This window comes from Pedobacter cryoconitis, from assembly GCF_003259615.1.
GTDB lineage: Bacteria > Bacteroidota > Bacteroidia > Sphingobacteriales > Sphingobacteriaceae > Pedobacter > Pedobacter cryoconitis.
Window position 1 is genome coordinate 275888 of the sequence record NZ_QLLR01000002.1, and the last position, 24812, is coordinate 300699.

Below are 24812 nucleotides of genomic sequence, written 5' to 3' on the forward strand. Positions count from 1 at the left end.
CTGCCTGTTTTTAAGCAGACAACCGTTTTATTTAAAGGCTTTAATTATAGTTTGCCAGGCCGGTTCTTACCAGCCTTTAACAGCACCACCTTTGAATATCTTAGCAGCAGCTTCCGCTACCTCGTCCGATTGAAAGGCCTTTACAAATTTCTTGATCTTTTCCTCATCCTTGTTATCTTCTCTGGATACAATGATATTTACATAAGGTGATTTCTTATCTTCTACAATCAGCCCGTCACGGTCCGCAATTAAGCCTACGGAAGTAGCGAAAGTATTGTTAATGATTGCAATGGTCACATTCTGATCATCCATTGCTCTTGGCAATTGAGGGGCTTCCAGCTCAACAATTTTCAACTTTTTAGGATTGTCGATGATGTCATTTACAGTAGGCAACAGTCCTACGCCATCTTTTAATTTCAGTAAGCCTGATTTTTGTAAAAGAAGTAAAGCGCGGCCACCATTAGTTGGATCATTAGGAATGATAATCGTATTTCCTTCTTTTAACTCTTCTATTTTCTTAATTTTTTTAGAATAACCTGCCAATGGGAAAACGAAAGTATTGCCCTGAATTGCAAATTTATAACCACGTTGCTTAGTCTGTACATCCAGGTAAGGTTTATTCTGGAATACATTTACATCCAGATCACCCTGGCTTAACGCTTCATTCGGCATGACGAAGTCATTGAATTGTACCAATTCCACGTCCAGTCCAAATTTCTCTTTGGCAACTTTCTGAGCAGCCTCAGCCACTGCAAATTCCGGTCCTGATTCTACACCTACTTTAATATGGTTCGGGTCGCTCTTTTTAGCACCTCCGCCGCAGCTGAACAAGGATACTGAAGCGATTATAGCTACAGCTGCCAGTAAATTGATTTTCATTTTCATCAGTATATATTGTTGTTTTTTTTTGAAAGTATTAATTATTCTTTAATGCAGACTAGATTCTTAAGGCCGTAATCCTGACTTATTTCCTGTGGTCTACACGTTTAGCCAGGAAATCTCCGGTAAACTGGATCGCAAAAACCAGCGCAACCAGCACGATCAATACCGTGTTCATCACCAGTACATCATACCCCACATATCCATATTGATAACCGATCTGTCCTAAACCACCCGCACCAACTGCACCACCCATTGCTGAATAACCAACAAGCGTGATTAAAGTAATCGAAGCTGTATTAATTAGTGAAGGCAGCGCTTCAGGTAATAATACCTTATAAACGATTTGAAAAGGAGTTGCCCCCATCGCCCTTGCAGCCTCAACCAGTCCACCCGGTACCTCTATTAGGCTATTCTCTACCATTCTGGCAATAAAAGGTGCTGCACCAATACTTAAAGGCACTAAAGCAGCTTCAATTCCAATAGAAGTTCCAACCAGCATTCTTGTAAAAGGGATCATCCAGACAATCAGAATAATAAACGGAATAGAGCGGAAAACGTTTACGAAAACCGATACAACATTATTCAGTGTTCTGTTTTCCAGCACCTGACCTTTTCGGGTCAGAAAAAGCATGACCCCGGTTGGCAGTCCGATTACAAAACCAAAAAAGCCCGAGACAAATGTCATCACTATAGTTTCCCATGTCCCTTTGAACATCATTAAAATCATCGCATCAGACATACCCTAAAACCTCCACTTTGATCTGTTTTTCTTCATAATAAGCTATTGCCTTCAGGTTATCTTCCTGTGCGCCGGAAACTTCAATTACCATGGCACCAAATTTAACACCTCCCGCATATTCAATTTGTGCGTAAATAATATTGTTGTTGAGATTGAATAACCTGCTCACCTGTGAAAGTACAGGATCATCTACCGACTGCCCGGTAAATTCAAGTTTTAATAACGGCTTTTTATCTGCTGTCAGCGTCGGACTCAATCTTTCCAGATACGTTTCCGGAATGTTTATTTTTAAAGATGACGCGATAAATTCACGGGTCAGTTCTGCTTTTGGATGTGCGAAAATTTCGCTGACAGTTCCCTGTTCAATTAATTTACCCGCACTGATCACCGCAACTTCATCACAGATATTTTTCACAACATCCATTTCGTGGGTAATCAGTAAAATCGTAATGTTCAGCCTTTTATTAATATCTTTTAATAAGGTAAGGATAGACTTTGTAGTAGCCGGGTCCAAAGCACTTGTTGCTTCATCACATAACAGTACTTTTGGATTACTCGCCAGGGTCCTGGCAATCGCAACCCGTTGTTTCTGTCCACCGGATAAATTAGCAGGATAATCTTTCCCTTTATCTTCTAACCCAACCAGGGCCAGTAATTCCGCAACTCTTTCTTGTATTTGCGCCGCAGGCATCTTATCGAGCTCCAAAGGAAAAGCAATGTTTTCAGAAACCGTTCTGGAGGATAATAGATTGAAATGCTGAAAGATCATACCGATCTGTCTTCTTTCTTTAGCCAGCGCTGCCGGTGATAAATCAATCAGGTTCAGCCCATCTACGATAACCTCACCAGATGTTGGTCTTTCCAACAAATTCACACAGCGGATCAAGGTGCTTTTTCCTGCGCCTGATGCCCCGATCACCCCATAGATTTTACCTTTCGGCACGGTCAGAGAAACGTCCGACAAGGCCGTAATCTCCCTGTTTTTCTGATGAAATTGTTTAGTTATATTTTTTAATACAATCATGTTCGGCGCAAAAGTAATAATAATCATCAATAGTCTATTATATTTATAGACTTTAACTGTCAGGGAGATATAAAAAAAGGCACTCTAAAAGTGCCTTTTTTCTATTTATTATTCAAATTACCAATTCCTAATTCAAGGAGGCCATATCAATCACAAAACGGTAATGAACATCACCGGCAAGCGTACGCTCATAAGCTTCGTTGATCTGATCAATATTGATCATTTCTACATCCGAAGTGATATTATGTTCCGCGCAGTAATCCAGCATTTCCTGAGTCTCTTTAATTCCTCCTACTAAAGAACCAACCAGACTACGACGGCCACCAATCAATTGGAAGGCCTGCACATCCGAAGGTTTAGGCGGTACACCTAACAAGACCATTACCCCGTTGGTGCGTAATAGTGCCAGGTATTCATTGTAATCATGTTCCGCAGATACCGTATCAATGATATAATCAAAGCTATTAGCCAGCTTTTTCATTGTTTCCTTTTCAGTAGTGATCTCAAAATGATGTGCACCTAATTGCTGTGCATCTTTTTCTTTACTTTTAGAACGGCTTAATACTGTTACCTCCGCACCCATTGAAGCGGCAATTTTCACAGCCATATGTCCTAAACCACCCAAACCAACAACTGCCAGTTTATCTCCTTTTTTAACATTCCAGTGCTTCAACGGAGAGTAAGTAGTAATTCCTGCACATAATAACGGGGCTACTTTTTCAAGAGGTAATTTATCAGACACACTTAAAACAAATTTCTGTGTCACTACGATATGGCTGGAATAACCACCATACGTAATTGTTTTTTTATCCTGTAAAAGCGAGTTATAGGTTTGTGAATGTCCATTTTCACAATATTGCTCATTGTCTTCTTCGCAGTTTCTGCAATGGCCACAAGAGTCTACAAAACAGCCTACACCAACAGTATCCCCAACTTTAAAACGGGTCACCTGGTTTCCGACTTTTGTTACTTTCCCAACAATTTCGTGTCCTGGAACAACAGGGTACATCGATCCTCCCCATTCATTTCTTGCGGTATGTATATCTGAATGGCATACACCACAGTATAAGATTTTGATTTCTACATCATCAGCACCTGGCTCACGACGGTCTAACTGATAGGGAGCAAGTGGTTTATCAGCGCTCTGCGCCGCATAGGATTTTACTGCTTTCATCGTTTTTCAATTATTTAGTGTTACAACAAATATAAAGACAAAAGTTACCGCCATTTTGTTCATTATATTTTTGTTCGCCTCGCGAGAATCAGCAAGATGCCTTGATCTATTAAATAATAAAAACTGTTTTGCCCAGTGCTTTTCCCGTCCGGCTTTTAGCAATGGCCTCTGGGGCGGCACTCAACGGAATTGTTTGAACAGGGATCTCAATTTGACCAGCTTCGATCATTTCACTCACTCCTTCCAATAGCGCGACGCTTCCTTTAACTTCAAAATTACCACCGCGAATATTCCTGGTTTTTAGTTGCTCTGCATCAGCAGATCCGATTGTTGTTAAAGCAATTCCTGCTGGTTTAACCAGTAAGGTAAGCTGATCAAATGCTTCCGGAGAACTTGCCAGGTCTATTAAAGCATCAATTCCTTCAGGATAAGCTGCCTTAACTTGCGCAACCAGGTTTCCTGCTGAATAATCAAAGGTAACAGCTGCCCCTGCTTTTTTAATGCTGCTTTCTGCTTCGCCACCTCTGGCTGTGGCCAAAACCTTAATGCCGTTTAAAGCTGCAAAAACAGTAGCAAATGTACCCACGCCACCTGTAGCGCCAACAATCAGTAAGGTTTTGTCTTTAGCCAGTCCGATTTCCCTGACCAGTTGAAAAGCAGTCATACCGGCTACCGGAAATGCTGCTGCCTGCTCAAATGATAAACCTGGAGGCATTTTAGTCACAATAGCTTTTTCAGGTACTGAAATATATTCCGCGTAAGTCCCTTCCCCTACAGGTTCATGCAGCATTTGCCCATATACTTTATCTCCAACTTTTAAACGGCTAACACCTTCACCAATCTCTTCAATCACTCCTGCCCCATCTACACCTAATATCATAGGAAATATATGTGGCATTTTCCCATCAAGCATTCCATCAGCAATACGCCAATCCGTTGGGTTAAGCCCTGCTGCTTTTAATTTAATCAGGAGGTATCCGGGTTTTACGACTGGCTTTAAAGTTTCTATTAATTCCGGAGCATCTTTAAATGCTTTGACTACAACTGCTTTCATAGATAGATGAATTGTTATTTAATGATAGATGAATTGTTCCTTAGTTAGCCATATATATCGTGCCATAAGTTCAAAAACGAGGAATTTATTAGGATGTGGAAAAAACATGGCATCATAAATGTTAAATTTAAAACAATCTGCAACAATGGCTTTACAGCTATAAAAAACAACATATGAATAGAATAGAACTCAATTTAGAACGTTTGCTTGATACATTTATCAGCAAACTCCCTACACTATTACTGGCGCTGATCACTTTATTAATAGGATTCTGGTTAATCAAATTCTTAGTCAGATTTTTGAATAATCACCTGAATAAAGGAAAAATAGATCTTTCACTTTCCAACTTTTTGATCAGTATTTTAAAAGTTGTGCTTTACATTCTTTTATTGGTAACCGTTGCCTCCACTTTAGGCATTGAGACTTCTTCTTTTGTAGCAATTTTAGCTGCTTCTGGTCTGGCTGTAGGTCTGGCGCTTCAGGGAAGTCTTTCTAATTTTGCAGGCGGGGTATTGATCCTGTTGTTCAAACCTTTTAAAGTAGGCCACTTTATTTCATCCAGTAACAACGTAAATGGGACAGTACTTAAAATTGACATTCTTTATACCACTTTAAAGGCGGGAAACGGAACTACAGTTTATGCACCAAATGGCCCGCTGGCCAATGCAGTCATCAACAATGTTTCTGACAATATAAACCGGATGCAGGAGTACAGTATCGGGATTTCTTACGATGCTAATATAGATACCGCGAGAAAAGTTATCCTGAATGTACTGACTAATGATCAGCTGATTTTGAAAGATCCGGCTCCGGTTGTTTTAGTGTCTTCCCTGGGAGATAATGCAGTCAACCTGACGATCAGGTCGTGGTCTGCGAATGGAGATTTCTGGCCAACTTATCACCGTAATTTTCAATTACTTAAAGAAGCACTGGATCAAAATAATATTGGCATCCCTTATCCGCAGCGGGAGATACATATTATTCCCGCCAGTTCGGATTTACCGGGTTAGCCCTGCTTACAAGCACACGAACAAATCCGAAAAACAAAAACCGTGTTCCTGCAAAAGACGAGCAGGAACACGGTTTTTCTCCTGAATACTCCGGCATCCAGTTTTTTTAATCGTATTTAAAAGTAGTAGCTTTACGCGATGAAGCATTTAACTTTCCTTTTATTATTTGTTGCCTTGTTCGGCAGCGTTTCCAGAAGCCAGGATAAAACCACCAGCATACAGACTTCAACCAAACCCTTTTCATTAGGGATAACTGATGAAATTCAATCTGCTGAATTAACAGAAAAAAGAATATTAAACATCTATTTACCTGAAGATTATGACCAGGATACAAAAACCACTTACCCGGTTATTTATCTTTTAGATGGATCTGCCAATGAAGATTTTATCCATATAGCAGGTCTTGTTCAATATTGCACCATGATACAGACCATGCCTAAATCAATTGTTGTGGGTATCGCAAATATTGACAGAAAAAGAGATTTCACTTTCCCTACTACTGTTCAGCAGGATTTAAAAGATTTCCCAACGACAGGAAAATCAGAAAAATTCATGACTTTTGTAGAGAAGGATTTACAGCCCTACATTCAGCAGAAATACAGAACCAATGCGTCAAAAACCATTATTGGCCAGTCATTAGGCGGTTTATTTGCTACTGAGGTATTGCTGAAAAAACCTGAACTTTTCAATAATTATGTCATCATCAGCCCAAGTTTATGGTGGGATAATGAATCCCTGCTTGCAAAAGCACCCGGCCTGTTAAAATCAGCCTCAGCTAAAAATATCAAAGTATATCTTTCTGTAGGTACAGAAGGTAAAGTGATGGAAAATGATGCAGCCAGCCTTGCAGCAGTCTTAAAAAAATCGGCAAATCAGAATTTCCAGGTTACCTTTAACCCAATGCCAGCAGAAAACCACTTAACCATTTTGCATAATAGTACGTATAAAGCATTTGAAGTATTGAATGCTAAGAAATAAAACCAGGTCAGCGATAACAATGACCTGCTGCTTTACGTTAATAAATACAGCAACAAGCCACTAAATGCAGGTATCCCCTTCCATAGATTTATCAGCGATAATTAAGCATTATCTCTTTTTAACTACCCAAAGTGAAGAGGTGAAGAAGCTGCGTTTGTTTTCTGACGGAAATACAGGAATGGTTTTCTCTTTTAAGCATCCATTGATTTCGCATTTTAACGGATCAGATATTCCTGTGGAGCTTCCGGATTCCTTCCTATATGGACAGCTCGATGCTTATCAGGATTTATATTGCAAGGGAGAAACTTCTTTAATGATTGTTGTTTTTCATCCTCATGGGCTGAGTCAGCTGCTGGGGGTTCCCTCTCAGGAGCTCAAAGATCAGCGTATAAAAACAGAAGACCTCTTTGGGATTAAGGGGGCCGAACTTTATGAAAAGTTGTCGGACAGCACTGCGATCACCAGTAAAATTACTTTGGCCGAAGACTTTTTCAGGAAAATGATTGCCGGCAGACAGCATACAGATCAGTCATTAATCCTGGCCTCACTCAATTTTATCACTCAAAACAAGGGCTTAATGCCGGTCAGTAAATTGGTGGATTTCACAGGGTATCATGAAAGAAAACTAGAGAGGGCTTTTATAGCCAATATCGGGCTCAGTCCAAAAAAGTTCAGCACGATTGTTAAACTGCATGTATTTCTGAAACAGCTCCGGGATAAATCAGTTCAGGAAAATTTTACTGCAATAGGCTATGAAGCCGGGTATTACGATCAGCCGCATCTGATCCGTGAATTCAAAAAACATACCGGATTAACCCCTCGTCAATATAGCAATATCGCTGATCCGCTGGCTATCAATTTTCTGAGTTACTAAATGCGTTTAATGCGTTAGTAACTTGATCAATCTGAGTAACCCAGCTGATTAATCTGTTGTCGGATTTGTACATTTTTTCGAAATTCCCGCAATCTATCTTTGTTTAAAACAGATAAAGATGGAAAACCTTAAAATTGCTACAGCACAATTTGAGCATAAAAGCGGAGATAAGCAATACAACCTTTCGATTATAGATGACCTGGCCGGGAAGGCTTCAAAAGATGGCGCACAAGTCATTGCTTTCCATGAATGTTCAATCACTGGTTATACTTTTGCCAGAAATCTTTCTAAAGCACAAATGCTTGAACTTGCAGAGCTTATTCCTTCAGGAGAAAGTATTTTAGCGCTTACCTCAATCGCAGCTAAATATAATATTGCTGTACTGGCTGGTCTTTTTGAGAAAGATGAAGCAGATAATTTATTTAAAGCCTATGTCTGTGTAGATAAAAATGGCCTGGTTGCAAAATTCAGAAAATTGCATCCTTTTATAAATCCTTTCCTTACCCCGGGCGATGAATACTGCGTTTTTGAGCTTTATGGCTGGAAATGCGGAATTTTAATTTGCTATGACAACAACATCATTGAAAACGTAAGAGCGACCAGGCTTTTGGGTGCAGATATTATTTTTATGCCGCATGTAACCATGTGTACACCTTCGACCAGACCCGGTGCTGGATTCGTAGATCCGGCACTCTGGGCCAATAGAGAAACTGATCCTACCTCGCTGCGCCTTGAATTTGAAGGAATGAAAGGCCGCGACTGGCTGATGAAATGGCTGCCAGCCAGAGCTTATGACAATGCAATTTATACGGTGTTCTCTAATCCGATCGGAATGGATGATGACCAGTTGAAAAATGGATGTTCCATGATTATTGATCCTTTTGGCGATGTTCTTACCGAATGCAAAACTTTAGGTGATGATTATGTAATAGCGATGCTTACCCCTGAAAAATTGATACAAGCAGGGGGGCATCGTTATATCCAGGCCAGAAGACCTGAGCTTTATAAAGATATTATCGGAGGCCCGCATCAATCCGAGCAAAAAGTAGCCTGGCTTTAGTGAATAACCAGCATATACCCCACCCCTCTGATATTGACTATTTCTATATTAGGGTCTGATTTAAGATAAGAGCGAAGCCTGGAAATAAAAACATCCAGGCTTCTTCCGGTAAAAAAGCTTTCGTATTCCCACAATTCAGAGAGGATGTCGGCTCTTTTTACAATTTGTGTCTGATGATCTACTAACATCCTTAAGAGTTCTGATTCCCGGTAGGATATTTTTTTTTCTTTACCATTGATCGTAAGTTTACTGTATACCGCATCAAATTGATAAGCTCCGATAGCATATACGTTCGAACTGTTTTTTTCAAGGCGCTTTAACTGCACTTCCATTCTTACAATCAATTCCTCAATGCTATAAGGTTTTTTCATATAATCACTGCCACCAATATCAAAACCTTTTAGCACATCGGCCGTTTGAACCCGGGCAGTGACAAATATGATAGGGATCTGCTCGTCTATTTCCCTGATTTTACGGGCAAGATCAAAGCCATCCAGTTCAGGAACCATCACATCTAAGACTACAATATCTGGTCTGGACTTTTTAAAATACAAAAAGGCATCTGCGCCGTTGGTGTAATGAGTGACCCCATACCCTTTAAATTGCAAACAGTCTGAAACAATCTGAGCCAGATCTGTTTCATCTTCCACGAATAATATATCGGTCATGTTTTTAAGGGTTTAACAGGGATTAAAATAGTAAAAACGCAGCCACTGCCTTCCTGGCTATAGAGTGAAATCGTCCCCTGATGTTTTTCTGCAACTTGTTTAACATAAGCCAGTCCCAAGCCAAATCCTTTAATACGCTGCAATCTTTTATCAGGAACCCGGAAAAACTGATCAAAAACACTTTTCTGATAGACCTCAGGAATTCCAATCCCGCAGTCACTCACAGTCAGTGCCCACCCTTTTTTAGTCAGGTAACTTCTGATGGTTATCTTTGGCTTGTTTAAAGAGTATTTAATCGCATTATCAATGAGATTTCTCAGCGCATTTCCAAGATGAACAGGATCAGCAAGAATTTCCGGGAAGTTATCAGCATATAACTCTATCGTAGCCTGGTCATCCACCAGGGCATATTTTGCAATAATTTCTTCTATCAAATGATTCACATGTATCGGTTCTTTAAACAAGACCATTTTATGATGTTCAAAAACTGAAAGTTCCAGAATCATTTCTATCAGCCTGGAAAGATGATCTAATTCATTTTTTGAAACATTTAAATACAAGCTGGTCTTATCTTTATCTTCAAGTACCTCATAGTTCCGCATGGCTTCAATGGCAACAGACACCGTTGAAAGCGGTGTTTTCAACTCATGGGTCATATTATTGATCATATCATTTTTTACAACTGATAATTTTCTTTGCATAAAAATGGTGATCAGCATATAAATAAAACAAGAAGTGGTAAACAGGATCAGTAAAATGGAGGCTCCAAATTGCCATTTCATCTTTTGCAATACATGTAATAAAGGTGCTTTATAAGGAATTGCCTGGAAAACTTCTGCTTTACCATTTTCTGTAACTTCATAATTTCCATCTGCTCTTTGAAGTTCAACAGTAGTGGCCCGGGGTAATGTTTGCAAATTATCAGGTGTTATTCTGTGGGCTGTTTGAAGATTAGCGGGTATTGTTCGGTGTACCCTTTGCAGCTTAGCAGGTGCTGTTTTATGCGCTGTCCCCAGATCAGCACTTGTTGTTCTTCGCGCTGTAACTGCAATCGCAGGCACTAACGCCCTCATGCTGTCATTTTTCGGATAATATCTTGGTACTACCTTCATTGCTATACTTGCCGGATAAGCGACAATAGTTGGCAATCTTGCAGTTGTACGGGCAAAATCCTGGCTTGCAGATCTGTCTACGGTGGTTGAATAAGCAATAATAGATTTTGTATTCAGATTTACTGAAGGGGCATCAGCAGGTAGAAATACATCAAAGTCTGTGGAAAAAAGTGGTTGTCCACTATAATAAGTATAATCTTTATACAACCAAACCCCTTGTGTTACGATTACCCCAAGGATACAAAATGTCATGAAGCCTAAGATATATTTAATTCGGTTGGTCATATTCCTTTTGCGTTGCTCATGCCAGCAAATGTAATTTTCATCTGTTAAGTAATCGTATCACTTAACGTATTTTAACATATTGTAACTTTCATTAACACTATTCCAGCTCATATTTGACCAAATAATTTTAGTTAAAATATGAGAAATACTGTTACTATTACCAGGTTAATCTGCCTGCTGCTTTGTCTCCCCTTTCTTCTTGCTGCTTGCAAAAAGGGGCAGAACATCAGCCCGGGAGATCAGGGTGAGCTCCATGTAGAAACGGTCGATACTGTTACAGTAAAGGCTTCCACCTTTCTGCTGGATTCCGTACCTACTTCAAATCAAACAGTCCTGCTGATTGGCCAAACAGACGATAAAGATTTTGGAAAATTAACAGCGTCTTCCTATATACAGTTTATCCCGCCCGCGTTAAGTGATGCCGTTATTCCGAAAAATGCAACTTTCGACGCTTTTACTATTGTATTAAAGTATAATAAATATACTTCAGGAGACACCCTCGCCCCACAGAAACTTACTGTTCACCGGCTTACAGAAGACATGATTTTACGTAAAGTTCCCGGACCGGTAGAAAGTGAAGAAGTGCCGGTTTATGTAAAAGGACAGGCTTTATATAGTACAACAACATTCAAATATGAGCCCGCACCAATCGGAAATCTGGATTTTCAATCCAAGCCTGTCAGCGGAGATAGCGTAATTATTACCCTGAATGAAACCCTGGGAAAGGAATTTCTGGACTTAATGGATAAAAAAGATCCACGCTTCGCCAGTGAAGGGGAATTTATTAAATATTTCAAAGGAGTAGCCTTCAAAACCATACAAGCTGGCAGTATCACCGGGTTTAAAGCAGATCAGGTTAAGCTATATGTAGGTTACAATTATATCGATGGATCAGGATTTTCAAAAAAAGGTAAGGTAACTTTTACAGGAAAATCTACAGACTATCAATTCAATCATTTTGATACCGACAGAAGCCAGACCAAGCTTAAAGCACTGAGCCGTACCAACCGGGAAATCAGTTCAGAACATACAGGTCAGCAACTTTTTTTACAGGGAGGTACTGGTTTAGTGACTAAACTTAAGTTTCCAACGCTGGTAAATTTCATGAATGAGAGCAAAAAAGTAATTAATAAAATAGAGTTGCAAATCGAAACTAAGCCTACCTATTATTCAATTTTCAAAGCACCAACACCGCTCCAGCTCTGGGTCGCTAATTCAGCAAATGTGCCCAAGGCTATCTTGCCAAATAATTATAAGGAAGGGGATCAGCAGGCGGCATTTGAAAAAGGTAATGATATAGGCTCACCAGGAAAATACAGGTTCCTGCTTACACAGTATGCTGATGAATTGAAAAAAGGAACTTATAAGAATACCTCTTTGATGCTCAGTGTTCCGGCAGACCAGCTATTGGGCACAGTAAACAGAGGGCAGTTCTCTACCAGTGAAACAGCCATATCTATCAAGCTTATTATTACATACACTAAATATTAAATTCTAAAACAATGATTAAAAAATTATTAACTGCTTCCCTTATGCTGACCATCCTATTATTTGGGAGCTGTAAAAAAGACAAAGATGATGAACCTAAGGAATGGGTAAAAGGATCTGACTTTGAAGGCCCTCCCCGCAGTGCGGCAGCGAGTTTTATTATAGATGAGAAAATTTATATAGTCGGAGGATTTAACGGAGAGAAGCGATTGAAAGACGTTTGGATGTATGATCCTAAACTCACGAACTGGTTTAAAATTGGTGAGGTTGACTTTCCCGGTGATGCCAGAAATTACGCAGTTGGTTTCAGTGTAGCTGGAAAAGGTTATATAGGGACAGGTACGGATGGTACGAATTCTTTCAAAGATTTCTACCAGTTCACACCGGAAACCAAACAATGGAAAAAGATTGCTGATTTCCCGGGTGATGCGAGATATGGTGCAGTTGCCTTTTCAGGTAGCGGTAAGGGTTATGTAGGCTCTGGTACATCCATCAATGGTGACCTGAAAGATTTCTACAGTTACAATCCTACCGCAGACAGCTGGACGCAAATAACGAGTTTGCCAGGTACAAAAAGAGCCTATGCTTTCATTTTTACGCTTGGAGAACTAACCTATATCGGCAGTGGATCAAATAACGGGGCCAATTTACGGGATCTATGGAGTTACAACACAGCCAATGATACCTGGACACAAAAGAATGATATTTTCAGGGATGCTCAGAATGAGAGCAATAAGGATTATCATTATGACTTGAGCCGCAGATCTGCTGTGACTTTTACCATTGGCAACAAGGCTTATTTAACAGGGGGAATAACCAGCGGTATAACCGGAACAACCTGGGCTTACGATCCGGGGATAGATCTTTGGAAACAACACCAGGATTTTGGAGGAGTTGCACGTGAGGGAGCAATCGGTTTTGAGATTGGTAATAAAGGCTACGTAACCATTGGTAAAAATGGAAGTTATTTCGATGACCTCTGGATATTTACGCCTAACAAATAATCAAATCATTGTTTAATTCATTATTAACCGGCCGCAATTAAGCTTGATGGCCGGTTAATAATGTAATATTGATTTCATTCAAACGGTTATATCTATTAAAATGCAGGTATTCACAAATAATTCTTGCAGGATTAAATCTTTATGTTTTACTTTGTATCTCAAAGTTCTTTTAAAATGCAAGAAAAAGATATTTATTCAGAGCTGAGTTCCATCCGTAACCTGATGGAACGTTCTTCCAAATTTATCTCCCTAAGTGGTTTATCAGGGATTATGGCAGGAATATATTCACTAATTGGTGCGTTTATAGGCTATAAAATAGTTTATAATGCGCACGGAGTTTTGCAATATAGGGACAGTTATATCAGTGAATCACAGATTTTATGGCAATTGACTAGTATTGCTGCTGGCGTTTTGGTACTTTCTTTAGTTACAGGGATTTGGCTGACGATCCGCCAGGCACGTAAAAAGGGAGAAAATTTCTGGAATCCGGTTAGTAAACGTTTGCTCGTGAATATGACCATTCCCCTGGTAACCGGCGGGTTGTTCATTCTGATCCTGCTGATCCGTGGTGAATACGGAATTATTTCCTCAGCCTGCCTGATCTTTTATGGTCTTGCATTGATTGCCGGAAGTCATTATACCCTGTCTGCTGTAAAATGGCTTGGGTTTAGTGAGATCATCCTGGGTTTAGTTGCAGCTTTAATCCCGGGCTACGGAATTGTCTTCTGGACAATAGGTTTTGGAATCCTGCATATTCTTTATGGTTCAATCATGCACTTTAAATACAATTAGTGAAAATTTCCCTGGAATCTTTCGATAAAGCTTTTGAGAACCGGTTACGCCTGCAAATTATGAGCGTACTGGTTGCCAATGCCTATTATGATTTCAATTCTTTGAAAGAACTGCTGAATGCAACAGATGGTAATCTTGCCTCCCATCTTAAGGCTTTGGAGAAGGAGGAATATATTACCGTAACTAAAAGTTTTATCGGCCGTAAGCCTAATACACAATATACTGCTTCAGCAAAAGGTACCCTTGCGTTTAAAAAACACCTGGAAGCACTTGAAAATTTAATTAAACAACAAAAGAAATAACCTTTTTTTTAACCTTATACTTTGAATTTCAAAGTACTTTTAAATAGCTTATGAATTATCAACAAGAAAAACAGAACAATGGATTCAGAACTTGGTTCTCAGAATCTGTCATCGTAAAATTATGCCTTATAGGCATTTTAACCCTGCTTTTGCTCATTCCTTCGAGCTTGGTACAGAATCTGATTGTGGAAAGGCAAGCCAGACAACAGGAAGTAAACAATGAAATATCAGATAAATGGTCCGGGAGCCAGTTGGTAGAAGGTCCTATTTTAGTTATTCCTTATAAAACTACAGTTAACCATAAAGACAGCGCAGGCAAGGTGACCACCAAAGAAGTGTTAACCAATATTTATATCCTGCCTGAAACTTTAAATATTACGGGGAAGGCGGAACCGCAGTTACTGCATCGCGGAATATTTGATGCGGTAGTTTACAATTCAAAGATCAGTGTAAATGGGAAATTCAGTGCGATGGAACTCCGGAAATCTGGTATTAATCCAGATATGGTTCAATGGGACAAGGCAAAAGTGGATATTGGATTGAGTGATTTGAAAGGTTTAAAAAACAACCCGGTCATTAAGTTAGCGGGTAAAGATTATGCTGTTGAACCGGATTTCACCACGCTTTCTTTATTTACAAATAACCTGATTATACAGCCTGACCTCAGTGCCGGCAAAAATACGGCATTGGACTTCAGCTTCGACCTGGATTTAAGAGGTAGCAATGAGCTTAGTTTCCTGCATATCGGAAAAAGCACGACCGTGAAAATTGACGGAAGCTGGGGCAACCCGAAGTTTACAGGTCGTTATCTTCCCGAGCAGCGTAATGTAGCTGCGACTGCATTTTCAGCAACCTGGAAAATGCCCTATTTTAACAGGCCTTTTTCACAGCAATGGATCAATGAGAATTCAACTTTAGTGACCGCGGCAAGTAAAGAAAATCCTTCAATGGAAACTAATGTTCAGGCACCTTTAAGGGATGGTGCTTTTGGTGTCCAGTTTATTCTGCCCGTAGATCAGTACCAAAAAACAATGCGTTCAGGCAAATATTCGATTCTGATTATTATGCTGACTTTCATTTCCCTGTTTTTCACAGAACTGCTGAATAAAAGGAAAGTACATCTTTTACAATATGTGCTGATTGGTGCGGCAATGATTATTTACTACACGTTATTGCTTTCATTTAGTGAACGTGTTGGTTTTAACCTCGCCTACCTGATCGCCTCAGTTGCCACGGTTTCATTGATTGGTAGTTTTATCGCTGCCTTGCTGAAGAATAAAAAACCAGCATTGATATTTGTTGGAATTCTGACTGTTTTCTACGGTTTTGTATACGTGATCATTCAATTGCAGGATCTGGCCTTACTGTTCGGAAGCGTTGGTTTATTCATCATTGTTGCTGCGCTGATGTATTTATCTGCTAAAATAGACTGGAACAGAAATCCTTTAGCAGAGGTTCCGGATTCATCACAAGGTGATTATCAGGAAAGAACAAATCAAACTGGACAGACCACAACAGTACAAACCGGGCAAACAGGAACACAAGAATATTAAACCTTTTAAAATTAAGGAAGCCTGGTTATCCGGGTTTCCTTAGCTCCAATCCCATCCATATGTTTAATTTTAGCAAATATTACTTCAGGCTTACGGTGCTGTTATTTGGCACAGAAGTCCTGATTGCCTTGTACGCACACGACCAGTTTATCCGCCCCTATGCAGGCGATTTCCTGATTGTCATCTTTTTATTCTGCCTGGTCAGAACCTTTTTAAACGTCCGCTCACATTGGGTAATCAGCAGTGTATTAGTATTTTCTTACCTGATTGAGCTCAGTCAATATTTTAATCTGATCCATCACTTAGGGCTGGATCAGTCAAAAATAGCGCCTTTGCTTTTAGGCAATCATTTCAGCTGGATAGATATGGTCGCCTACACCTTAGGTGCAGCAGTTATTTTCATGTTACAATCATTTCCTGAGGCCTCACGCCCAATACGTTGAAAAACGTATTGCTGAAAGTAGAGACACTATCATATCCTACTTTGATAGCTACACTTTTCACGTTTTCGCCCGAAACTGATAACAATTCGACCGCTTTAATGATCTTATATAATTTGATATAACCAGCCACGGTAATTCCAATATCCTGTTTAAATAATCTTTCCATAGTCCGTGCAGAAAGATTAAACTGAGCGGCTACAACAGGTATTTTTATATCCTCAGCTACATTTTCTGTCAGATAATCAATCATGCTGGCAATCCTTGGATTTTGAGGAACAGGTAAGACCAGCGGCAAAGAAGTATCAAATGTTAGAGGAAGTATACCAATCAGTGCTTTCAGGAAATCAAATTCCAGCTGATCTTCTTCTTCCAATCTTGACCACTGTTCGGTAAAAAGGATCATTTCTCTTACTACTTTAGGCGTATGAAAGATATTGAGCTCTTTAAAAAAAGGATGATCAGCTGTTTTACTCAGGAAAATACAACGCAGGTAAACCGGGCTTACAGGAGCAGAAGTTTTATGCAAAAGTCCAGGGGGTATCCATGCGCAATGGTGTGTTGGCAATAAATACGTTCTTTCAGGCGTGTGAAGGTATTGCACTCCTTTCTCCACGAAAATCAGCTGGCCCATATGGTGAGAATGCCACTCGTCAGAGAACTTCCAATCGGCTTCATGCCATACGTAAGCTTCCTTTTCTACACTATCAACTGTAAGGTGGCAAAATCTTGATCTTTCCATTTGTCGTATTATAACATGCTATTGGCAAATATAGACATTTAAAGACATCGGGCTTTCCCTACTTTTGTCATCAATTAATAAATACAACATGAATTCAATAAATACAATGCGTTTTAAAACAAGCTTTTTGATTTTATTTTGCCTGTTTAGCGCTTCATTTTTAAAAGCACAAAGCAAAATGAAAGATGAACATTCAACTTTAAAGATCCTGGTACTGTTTAATACTGTCAATGGTGGTACTTACAAAATGGCTCAGGAAATTGCTGCAGGAATTGAAGATTTTCCAGGTGCAAAAGCAGTCTTAAAACAAGTTCCAAGAATTAAACCACTGGAGAATGAAGTAAAGCACCCTTTTGCAGCTGTTCCCTATGCAGCTATAAATGATTTACCTGAGTATGATGCAATAGCTTTAGGATCTGCCGTTCATTTTGGAAATATGAGTGCTGATATGCGCTATTTCCTGGATCAATCAGTGAGTATCTGGACTTCGCGCAAACTGGAAGGAAAACCTGCTACGGTATTTATGTCTGCGGGCAGCGGGGCCGGAAGAGAAGCAGCTATACTTTCCTTCTGGAATACTTTGGCTATTCATGGGATGGTGATTGTACCTACAGGAATTATGGGTACGAGTGAAATTGACAAAGCCATTCCCCAGGGAAATACAGCTTTTGGTGCTTCTTCACTGGCGGGTATTCCAAATAGTGTAAGGCCTTCAAAAGGAGAATTACATATTGCCAGATTACAGGGATATGCACTGGCCAAAGCTGCAAAAGGTTATCAATTGACAGGAGGAAATACCGGTAGTCTGACTGCTGTAGTATCAAAAGATATTGAAAGAACAGGTGTGATAGCGGCCCGGCTGAAGGAATTAAATATCGTTCTGCCAAAAGCACCTGCGCCTGTTGGTAATTACAAGCCCTACCGAATTTCAGGAAAACAGGTTTTTATTAATCAGATTGCTTTAAATAATGGTAAAGTAGATCATCCGGGTTTAATTGAAAAGGAAGTTACCGAGGAACAGGCAAAGTTAGCTGCAAGGCAGACGCTGTTAAATGTACTGGCAGTTTTGAAAGAAGCGGCCGGGGGTGATCTGGATCAGGTTAAACAAGCCGTACAATTAACGGGTTATTTTTACACTTCAGCTGGTTATACTAAACATGCAGTTTTAATGAATGAAGCTTCTAATCTTTTGGTACAGATTTTTGGAGAAAAAGGAATGCACACCAGGGCAACTGTTGGCGCATCTTCCCTGCCCATGAATTCATCAGTAGAGATTCAGGCTGTTTTTGAGTTAGAATAATAAAAAGGTTCCTTCAAACAGGAATAAAAGCCTTCGATTTTCATCGGGGGCTTTTTGCGTTTTAATTATTGGTCTTTAACAATTGAGTTCTTTGCTTTTCGAAACCCCGTCAAACTTATATTTCTATGTTTCTTGAAAAATTTGTTCAAATGGCTTTCATCAGAAAAACCAAACTCATTTACAATTTCATTAATCCTCCTATCGCTGAATTTTAACCGATGTTCTATCAAACGCATTCTATAATTAGCAATAAATTGCTGAACAGTTTCACCACACTGATTTTTGAAATAGCTTCCCAGATAAGTAGCTGATATATCAAATTTATCTGCTATGAAGGAAGCCTTTAAACTTGGAGGTGAAAAAATATTTGACTGTATATGATTGATGATTTCTAATATACGTTTATCTGCATTCGCCTTAATCCCCAATGGTTTCATTTTGGAAATATTCCGAACGGCAATTACAATTAATGAATTTACATAATGTGCGGTTAAATCTTCCTCATAAATATCCCTATGCTTAATAGTATGCAGCAGACATTCAACTATCGACTTCACAAGAAATTCATCCTCTTTTTGCTTTAAAATACAGCCAGATAAATGCGAAGCATAGTACAATAGACATTCGATACAGTTTATATTTCTAGAGCTGTATTCTTTAACATAGTCGCTATTAATTCTAACCAACAAGAATTCTGTCGTATCAGTTATATCAAAGTTATGACAATCATTAGGGGTCATTAACATCAGATTGCCAGCCTGGTAAGCTATACAATTGCCATTTACATGAAGAAATCCTGTTCCGGAAATAACATAGGCCATCTGGAAAAAGCTAAACTGTAAATCCCTGACAGGACATTCATCGACCTTACGATAAACAATTTCGAAGGATTGGTGCATATTCTCCCTTTTCATAGGGCAAAAATACTTTTTTATCATTAAAATGTACCGATCTGTACGTTATATTCAGTTTATTTTTGTTAAATATTATTAACGTGAAAATGAAAAATCAAAACTATCCGGATAAGAATACTATTGCATTAATCGCTATTTGTATGGCTACACTAATGTTTTCATTGGAGATTTCCAGTGTACCAGTCATACTCCCAACCCTTGAAAAGGTATTAGGTGCTAATCTTAACGATATGCAATGGATAATGAATAGTTACACGATCGGTTGTACAACAGTGCTGATGGCAGCAGGAACATTGGCCGATAAATATGGCCGTAAGCGAATACTCCTGATTACCCTGGTTTTGTTTGGCATTGCTTCTTTGGTTTGTGGTTTGGCGCAAAATACAGCTGTGCTGATTGTAAGCCGGTTTTTCCAGGGAATAAGTGGAGGGGCAATGTTGATTTGCCAGGTATCTGCTCTTTCACACCAGTTTCAGGAAGGAAAAGAGCGTAGTAAAGCCTTTGGGATATGGGGTATTATCCTGGGACTTGGATTAGGTTTTGGGCCTATTATAGGTAGTGGTATTGTCGGTTTACTATCCTGGAAATGGGTTTTCCTGATACACACACCAATCGCTGTTCTTGCTTCAATTCTTGTTTACGGCAATGTAGCAGAATCCAAAGACCCCCTGGCAAAAAGACTTGATATTTCAGGAATGGTCACTTTATCTTTAGCCGTTTTCGGCTTAACCTATTTTATTACACAAGGCGGTGAAACTGGATTTACCAGTACTATTGCCATCTGTATCTTCATTGCCACTGCAATAAGCTTTATTCTATTTGTGTGGGTTGAAAAAAACAATGCCCACCCTATGTTCGATTTTTCGGTATTTAAGATACGTAATTTTTCGGGTGCTGTTTTTGGTTCTATTGGGATGAACTTTAGCTTTTGGCCATTCATTATTTATCTGCCTATTTATTTTCAGGGCTGTTTGGGTTACGATGTGCTAACTGCAGGCCTTTCTCTGTTAGCTTATACGCTCCCTACCTTAATTATACCTCCCCTGGCTGAACGTCTTTCAGTTCGGTATCGCCCGGGTATTGTTATTCCTTCAGGACTGTTTACGATAGGTCTGGGATTTATTGTCATGAGATATGGAAGCCTGGCAGAGCATCCAGATTGGATAACAGTGCTCCCTGGTTCCATCTTGGCAGGTATTGGACTTGGCCTCACGAATACACCTGTAACCAATACTACAACAGGCTCGGTTTCAAGCAATCGTGCAGGAATGGCTTCTGGCATAGATATGAGTGCCAGGCTGATTACCTTAGCAATTAATATCGCATTGATGGGATTTATTCTTGTCGAAGGAATTTCATCTTATTTAGAAACTGTATTAGCACATCAGTCTCCCCACAGCTTAGCATTACGTTCTCTGGCTGAAAAAATAGCCTCTGGGAGTTTTGATACGCTCAAACACGATTTTCCGCAATTAGCTGTTTTAGATCCTTCCGGAACTATTGTACACGCAGCACTCGTACATGGTGTTGACTGGATCATGTTATATAGTGGTATTGGGGTCTGGATTTTATCCCTCGCAAGTTTTATCACCTTTGGGAAGAACAAGACACAAAAAATCTTATAAATACCTCATTAAAAATTGAGAGATCGAATCTGGCCTTCGTTATTCATATTTTAAAGCATCTACCGGATTTCTTGTAGATGCTTTATAAGACTTAAAAGCTGTGGTGACTAAAGTGATCGTTATAGAAAGTATAAAAGCCAATGCAAATGGCCATATATCCAAGTTGACCCGATAAGCGAACCCGGCTAACCAATGCGAAGCAAACAGGTAAGCCAAAGGCCAGGCGATGAGATTAGCAACCAGAACCATCACCAGGAATGAACCATTTAACAGGCCGATTATTTCTACTGTCGAAGCGCCCAATACTTTTCTAATTGCCACCTCACGCGTACGCTGTGCTGCAATAAAAGAAATTAAGCCAAATAAACCCATAAAAGAGATCAGCACAATAACAACCGCCGCTGCCTTAAAAAGCACTCCGGTAACCTGTTCATTTTCATAATAACTATTAATATCATCATTGACAAAACTGGCAGAGTGAATATAATTGGGAAACGTATTGTTCCATAAAACCTCTATTTTCTTCATCACAGGCATCAGTTGTTCACTGTTTATTTTAATGGCCACTGCATAATAATTGCCTTTCTGAGGATAAAGAATCAAAGGTGAAATAACCGCTTTAAGAGATAAATCATTAAAGTCTTTGACTACACCCTCAATCTTCATATCATATCCATTGGACGTTAGCATTTTACCAATAGCGTCTTCCGGGCGGGCAATATTCATCTTTTTCAAAAAGGTTTCGTTAACCACACATCCCGCGGTGATTTCACTGTTTTTGAACACCTTACCTTCAACCAGTTTCAAGTCAAACAATTTAAAATAGTTTTCATCCACATTCATGCTTCTAAGCTCAAAATCGGTGTTTTTTCTTCCATTATAACTAAACTCACTGGTGTTAACATTATCAGACATTGGAGCCGACTGACAAAAACTGATCTTATCAATTCCAGCTATGCCCAATGCCTGCTGTTCAAAAGTTTTATACTTAGCCTGGCTTAAACTATCACCTGGAATATTGACCATAGCGATTGCTTTTGCATTAAAACCTAGTGGTTTCTTACGTAAATAATCCATTTGGCCTACAATGACCAATGTAGTAATCAGGAGTATGACAGTGATAGTCAGCTGTATGACCACCAGCATTTTACGCAAATTTAAACGATCTGTGCTGATGCTGATCCTATTTTTAATTGCTAATACCGGACTAACCCCAGATAAAACCATTGCCGGATAAAAACCGGCTAAGAAGCTCACCAGGATCAGCAGACCAACCATAAATACAAAAATTACAGGCTGCCCGAAAAAGCTGAAGATGATCTTTCCTTTAAATAGATTTTGTAAATGCGGGAGTGCCAGTTCTGTCCATACACAGGCAATAATCATGGCGATAGTCGTGATCACCAATGTTTCGGTGAGGAACTGCCAGATAAGCTGTTTACGCTGACTGCCCATAACCTTGCGCACCCCTACCTCTTTTGACCTGTTAACAGCCTGCGCAGTAGCCAGGTTAATAAAGTTTATTCCCGCTGTCAAAATCAGGAACACACCGATAATACTTAAGCCGTAAATTTCTTTTTTGGTGATAGAGACATCCGAAAAACTGCCATAACGACTATCAAAGTGAATATCTTTTAAAGGCTGCAGCGAATTGTTCTGATGACCAGCCATATGCGTATCAACATAGTATTTCTTGTTAAACTGTGCTAAAGGCTTTTCCATATCAGCCAGGGTCACGCCACCTTTCAATAACACATAACATTCCATAGCTGAATTTATTCCATCCCAGTAAATGTATTTTTTACTGTTAAAAGTAGCATAACTGATTACAATATCTAAAGGGAAACTACTGTTTGCAGGCATATCCTTAAATACACCCGTTACTTTCAAATTGGCCTGGTTACCAAACGTTAAACTTTTGCCAACAGACTTTTCTGCACTAGTGAATAGCCTTTTAGCCATACTTTCTGACAGTACGACTGTATTAGGCTCAGCTAAAGACTTTTGAGGATTTCCATATAACCATGGGATATTAAAAATATCAAAGAAATCTGGTTCAATATAGTAAACAGGGTGTTGTGTTTTTATCTTGTCTTTTCCACTTTCATCCCTTACATGAATAATACCACCTCTTTTAATAATGGCTCCGGCTTTCTCGATCCCGGCAAGTTCATTTCTTGCAGCGGCAATCAGGGGAACCGGTATTCCTTTAGAAAAATCATTGTAATCAGGATATTGCCAGTTGGTTACTACCCTGAAAATCCTGCTCTCATTTTTATACCCTTCGTCAAAGCTTAACTGATAATGAATAAAAATGAAGATGAGGATGCAACTTGCCAATCCAATTGACAGCCCGAAAATGTTGATTAAAGTATAACTCTTATTTTTCCAAAGGTTACGCCAGGCAATTTTGAGGTTCAATCTAAACATCGCATCTAATTTAGCGATCCTCTGCGAATAGTTGTGCCAAAGATCAAATTGCTTATAACAGCATACTATTAAGCATTTTAGTGCTTGTTTAATTTTCCTTTGTTCGTTTTTGAACAGCGGTTGAGCGATAATGTACACTGAGGAGCATTATTACATCCGGTCTAAAGCCTGTTTCTGGTCAGATCACTCAAAAAATCTATTTTTCATTTAAATTTAGAAAATAAGGGTACAAACCTTAGTACAGTGATTGTATCCGCGTTTGTACCCTTATTTTATGGATTTTTATTAATCAATAACCATCACAAGCTTTTGACCACGAGTCCGGTTGGCTTCCATCAGCTCATGTGCTTTTCTCACCGTTGCAACGCTTAAATCACCAACGATATTTACTTTCGGAATATCTATTTTCCCGGCCTCAATTAACTCTGAGACCGTCTTAAGAACCTTATTACCAGAAACTTCCGAATACACTGCAATATTCAGAATATTAGCTGCTTTGTCGAATAAAATTTCGCGGGTGATCTGAGTACCAAAAAAAGTAACATCCAGGTAATTGCCATTTACTTTTAAAACGCGCGCTGTTGTCTCAGAAATTTCTCCGCCAACAAGATCTACAACATGATCAAATTCCTTTCCTTGATTAGCTCTCAGTATACGCTGTTCAAAATCCGGACTATTATAGTCTATGATATTTTTCTCCAAAATTCCCAAACTTTTTAACATAGCTATACTTTCAGGATTTCCTGCGGTAACAACAATATTGGTTATTTTGTAGTGCATAAGTAAAAGGATCAGAAAGCGGCCCGTCCCTCCCGAAGCTCCACTAATAAAGATGCACTCATCCGTTTTACAATTCATCCTGTTGTAACATACCCATGCAGTCATTCCTGATACTGGTATGGACGCTGCTGTTCCAAAATCAATATTTTTAGGTTTGTGTACCAGCTCGTGAAAAGAAAGTGCCATAAATTCAGCATAGCTACCATTCGATCCTTTTTGTATAGAGCAAGCAATAACTTCATCACCTTCTTTGAAACCTTTCGTATCCTGTCCTGCCTGGATAACAATTCCTGAGAACTCTACGCCCAATATCCACCCTGCCATCAGTTCTTTTTCCCTAAGACCTTTTCGCATCTGGTAATCAAGCGGATTAAAAGCCGTAGCCATGATTCGTATCAGCACTTCGTCACTTTTAATCATTGGCAGGTCAACTTCTTCAAATTCAAAATTATTTACCTCTCCAAACTCCTTTAACACTACTGTTTTCATCTTTTTCATCTTCGTTATAAGTATTTTTGTAAAGGTAAATAACCCCCTAAAACGATTACTATGCTCACTAAATTGGGAGTTACTCACAAAAAA

Annotated in this window: 23 protein-coding genes; 12 read left to right on the plus strand and 11 right to left on the minus strand. The window is 39.3% G+C overall.

What is annotated here, in order from left to right; genetic code table 11:
• Positions 1-66 precede the first annotated feature (66 nt).
• The 5 genes from metQ to LY11_RS04150 form a co-directional block, all read right to left on the minus strand.
• Positions 67-879 (minus strand): methionine ABC transporter substrate-binding lipoprotein MetQ, encoded by an 813-nt coding sequence (gene metQ, locus LY11_RS04130; RefSeq protein WP_211321483.1) that lies wholly within the window; start codon positions 877-879, stop codon positions 67-69.
• Between the two features lie 85 nt (positions 880-964).
• Complete coding sequence (gene metI / locus LY11_RS04135; RefSeq protein ID WP_111632464.1) at positions 965-1621, minus strand: methionine ABC transporter permease MetI; 657 nt, start codon at positions 1619-1621, stop codon at positions 965-967.
• Complete coding sequence (gene metN, locus LY11_RS04140; protein ID WP_317047976.1) at positions 1614-2672, minus strand: methionine ABC transporter ATP-binding protein MetN; 1059 nt, start codon at positions 2670-2672, stop codon at positions 1614-1616. Before metN ends, metI begins: the two co-directional genes overlap by 8 nt.
• Positions 2673-2772: 100 nt before the next feature.
• Positions 2773-3819 (minus strand): NAD(P)-dependent alcohol dehydrogenase, encoded by a 1047-nt coding sequence (locus LY11_RS04145; protein WP_111632465.1) that lies wholly within the window; start codon positions 3817-3819, stop codon positions 2773-2775.
• A gap of 109 nt (positions 3820-3928) precedes the next feature.
• Positions 3929-4873, minus strand: a complete 945-nt coding sequence (locus LY11_RS04150; RefSeq protein ID WP_111632466.1) for an NADP-dependent oxidoreductase — start codon at positions 4871-4873, stop codon at positions 3929-3931.
• A 173-nt stretch (positions 4874-5046) separates the two neighbouring features.
• Here LY11_RS04150 and LY11_RS04155 point away from each other — a divergent pair, with 173 nt between their 5' ends.
• From LY11_RS04155 to LY11_RS04170, 4 genes are all read left to right on the plus strand, one after another.
• Positions 5047-5883, plus strand: a complete 837-nt coding sequence (locus LY11_RS04155) for a mechanosensitive ion channel family protein (RefSeq protein ID WP_111632467.1) — start codon at positions 5047-5049, stop codon at positions 5881-5883.
• Positions 5884-6021: 138 nt separating this feature from the next.
• Entirely contained in the window at positions 6022-6861 is an 840-nt protein-coding gene (locus LY11_RS04160; protein WP_111632468.1) for an alpha/beta hydrolase, read from the plus strand.
• A gap of 64 nt (positions 6862-6925) precedes the next feature.
• On the plus strand, positions 6926-7735 hold the full coding sequence (locus tag LY11_RS04165) for an AraC family transcriptional regulator (RefSeq protein WP_111632469.1): 810 nt from the start codon (positions 6926-6928) through the stop codon (positions 7733-7735).
• A gap of 118 nt (positions 7736-7853) precedes the next feature.
• Complete coding sequence (locus LY11_RS04170; protein ID WP_111632470.1) at positions 7854-8795, plus strand: nitrilase family protein; 942 nt, start codon at positions 7854-7856, stop codon at positions 8793-8795.
• On the opposite strand, the gene LY11_RS04175 is transcribed toward LY11_RS04170, so the two are convergent.
• Entirely contained in the window at positions 8792-9463 is a 672-nt protein-coding gene (locus tag LY11_RS04175; RefSeq protein ID WP_111632471.1) for a response regulator transcription factor, read from the minus strand. The two genes, LY11_RS04170 and LY11_RS04175, sit on opposite strands and share 4 nt — an antisense overlap.
• On the minus strand, positions 9460-10827 hold the full coding sequence (locus tag LY11_RS04180; protein ID WP_170132625.1) for a sensor histidine kinase: 1368 nt from the start codon (positions 10825-10827) through the stop codon (positions 9460-9462). Before LY11_RS04180 ends, LY11_RS04175 begins: the two co-directional genes overlap by 4 nt.
• Positions 10828-10998: 171 nt before the next feature.
• Here LY11_RS04180 and LY11_RS04185 point away from each other — a divergent pair, with 171 nt between their 5' ends.
• The 6 genes from LY11_RS04185 to LY11_RS04210 all read left to right on the plus strand — a co-directional run bounded on the left by LY11_RS04185 (position 10999) and on the right by LY11_RS04210 (position 16442).
• Positions 10999-12351, plus strand: a complete 1353-nt coding sequence (locus LY11_RS04185) for a DUF4270 family protein (protein WP_111632473.1) — start codon at positions 10999-11001, stop codon at positions 12349-12351.
• An 11-nt stretch (positions 12352-12362) separates the two neighbouring features.
• The gene (locus tag LY11_RS04190) at positions 12363-13352 is read left to right on the plus strand and encodes a Kelch repeat-containing protein (protein WP_111632474.1); all 990 of its coding nucleotides are present in this window, start codon (positions 12363-12365) and stop codon (positions 13350-13352) included.
• 174 nt (positions 13353-13526) lie between these two features.
• On the plus strand, positions 13527-14144 hold the full coding sequence (locus LY11_RS04195) for a hypothetical protein (protein WP_111632475.1): 618 nt from the start codon (positions 13527-13529) through the stop codon (positions 14142-14144).
• The gene (locus LY11_RS04200) at positions 14144-14446 is read left to right on the plus strand and encodes a winged helix-turn-helix domain-containing protein (protein WP_111632476.1); all 303 of its coding nucleotides are present in this window, start codon (positions 14144-14146) and stop codon (positions 14444-14446) included. The genes LY11_RS04195 and LY11_RS04200 overlap by 1 nt, the downstream gene beginning before the upstream one ends.
• A 50-nt stretch (positions 14447-14496) precedes the next feature.
• A complete protein-coding gene (creD, locus tag LY11_RS04205) occupies positions 14497-15999 on the plus strand; it encodes a cell envelope integrity protein CreD (protein WP_111632477.1) in 1503 nt (500 codons plus the stop codon).
• A 59-nt stretch (positions 16000-16058) separates the two neighbouring features.
• On the plus strand, positions 16059-16442 hold the full coding sequence (locus LY11_RS04210) for a ribosomal maturation YjgA family protein (RefSeq protein WP_111632478.1): 384 nt from the start codon (positions 16059-16061) through the stop codon (positions 16440-16442).
• On the opposite strand, the gene LY11_RS04215 is transcribed toward LY11_RS04210, so the two are convergent.
• Positions 16399-17181, minus strand: a complete 783-nt coding sequence (locus tag LY11_RS04215) for an AraC family transcriptional regulator (RefSeq protein ID WP_111632479.1) — start codon at positions 17179-17181, stop codon at positions 16399-16401. The genes LY11_RS04210 and LY11_RS04215 overlap by 44 nt on opposite strands.
• Before the next feature lie 88 nt (positions 17182-17269).
• On the opposite strand from LY11_RS04215, the gene wrbA reads away from it, so the two are divergent.
• A complete protein-coding gene (wrbA, locus tag LY11_RS04220) occupies positions 17270-18481 on the plus strand; it encodes an NAD(P)H:quinone oxidoreductase (RefSeq protein ID WP_111632480.1) in 1212 nt (403 codons plus the stop codon).
• 65 nt (positions 18482-18546) lie between these two features.
• Here wrbA and LY11_RS04225 read toward each other — a convergent pair whose 3' ends face one another.
• Complete coding sequence (locus LY11_RS04225; RefSeq protein ID WP_111632481.1) at positions 18547-19395, minus strand: AraC family transcriptional regulator; 849 nt, start codon at positions 19393-19395, stop codon at positions 18547-18549.
• Positions 19396-19481: 86 nt separating this feature from the next.
• Between LY11_RS04225 and LY11_RS04230 the strand changes: the two genes are divergently transcribed.
• Entirely contained in the window at positions 19482-21020 is a 1539-nt protein-coding gene (locus LY11_RS04230; RefSeq protein ID WP_111632482.1) for an MFS transporter, read from the plus strand.
• Between the two features lie 39 nt (positions 21021-21059).
• On the opposite strand, the gene LY11_RS04235 is transcribed toward LY11_RS04230, so the two are convergent.
• Together LY11_RS04235 and LY11_RS04240 are read right to left on the minus strand one after the other, a co-directional pair.
• The gene (locus tag LY11_RS04235) at positions 21060-23450 is read right to left on the minus strand and encodes an ABC transporter permease (RefSeq protein ID WP_111632483.1); all 2391 of its coding nucleotides are present in this window, start codon (positions 23448-23450) and stop codon (positions 21060-21062) included.
• Between the two features lie 285 nt (positions 23451-23735).
• Positions 23736-24728: a quinone oxidoreductase family protein gene (locus tag LY11_RS04240; RefSeq protein ID WP_111632484.1), complete on the minus strand. Its 993-nt coding sequence runs from the start codon at positions 24726-24728 to the stop codon at positions 23736-23738.
• Between the last annotated feature and the right edge of the window lie 84 nt (positions 24729-24812).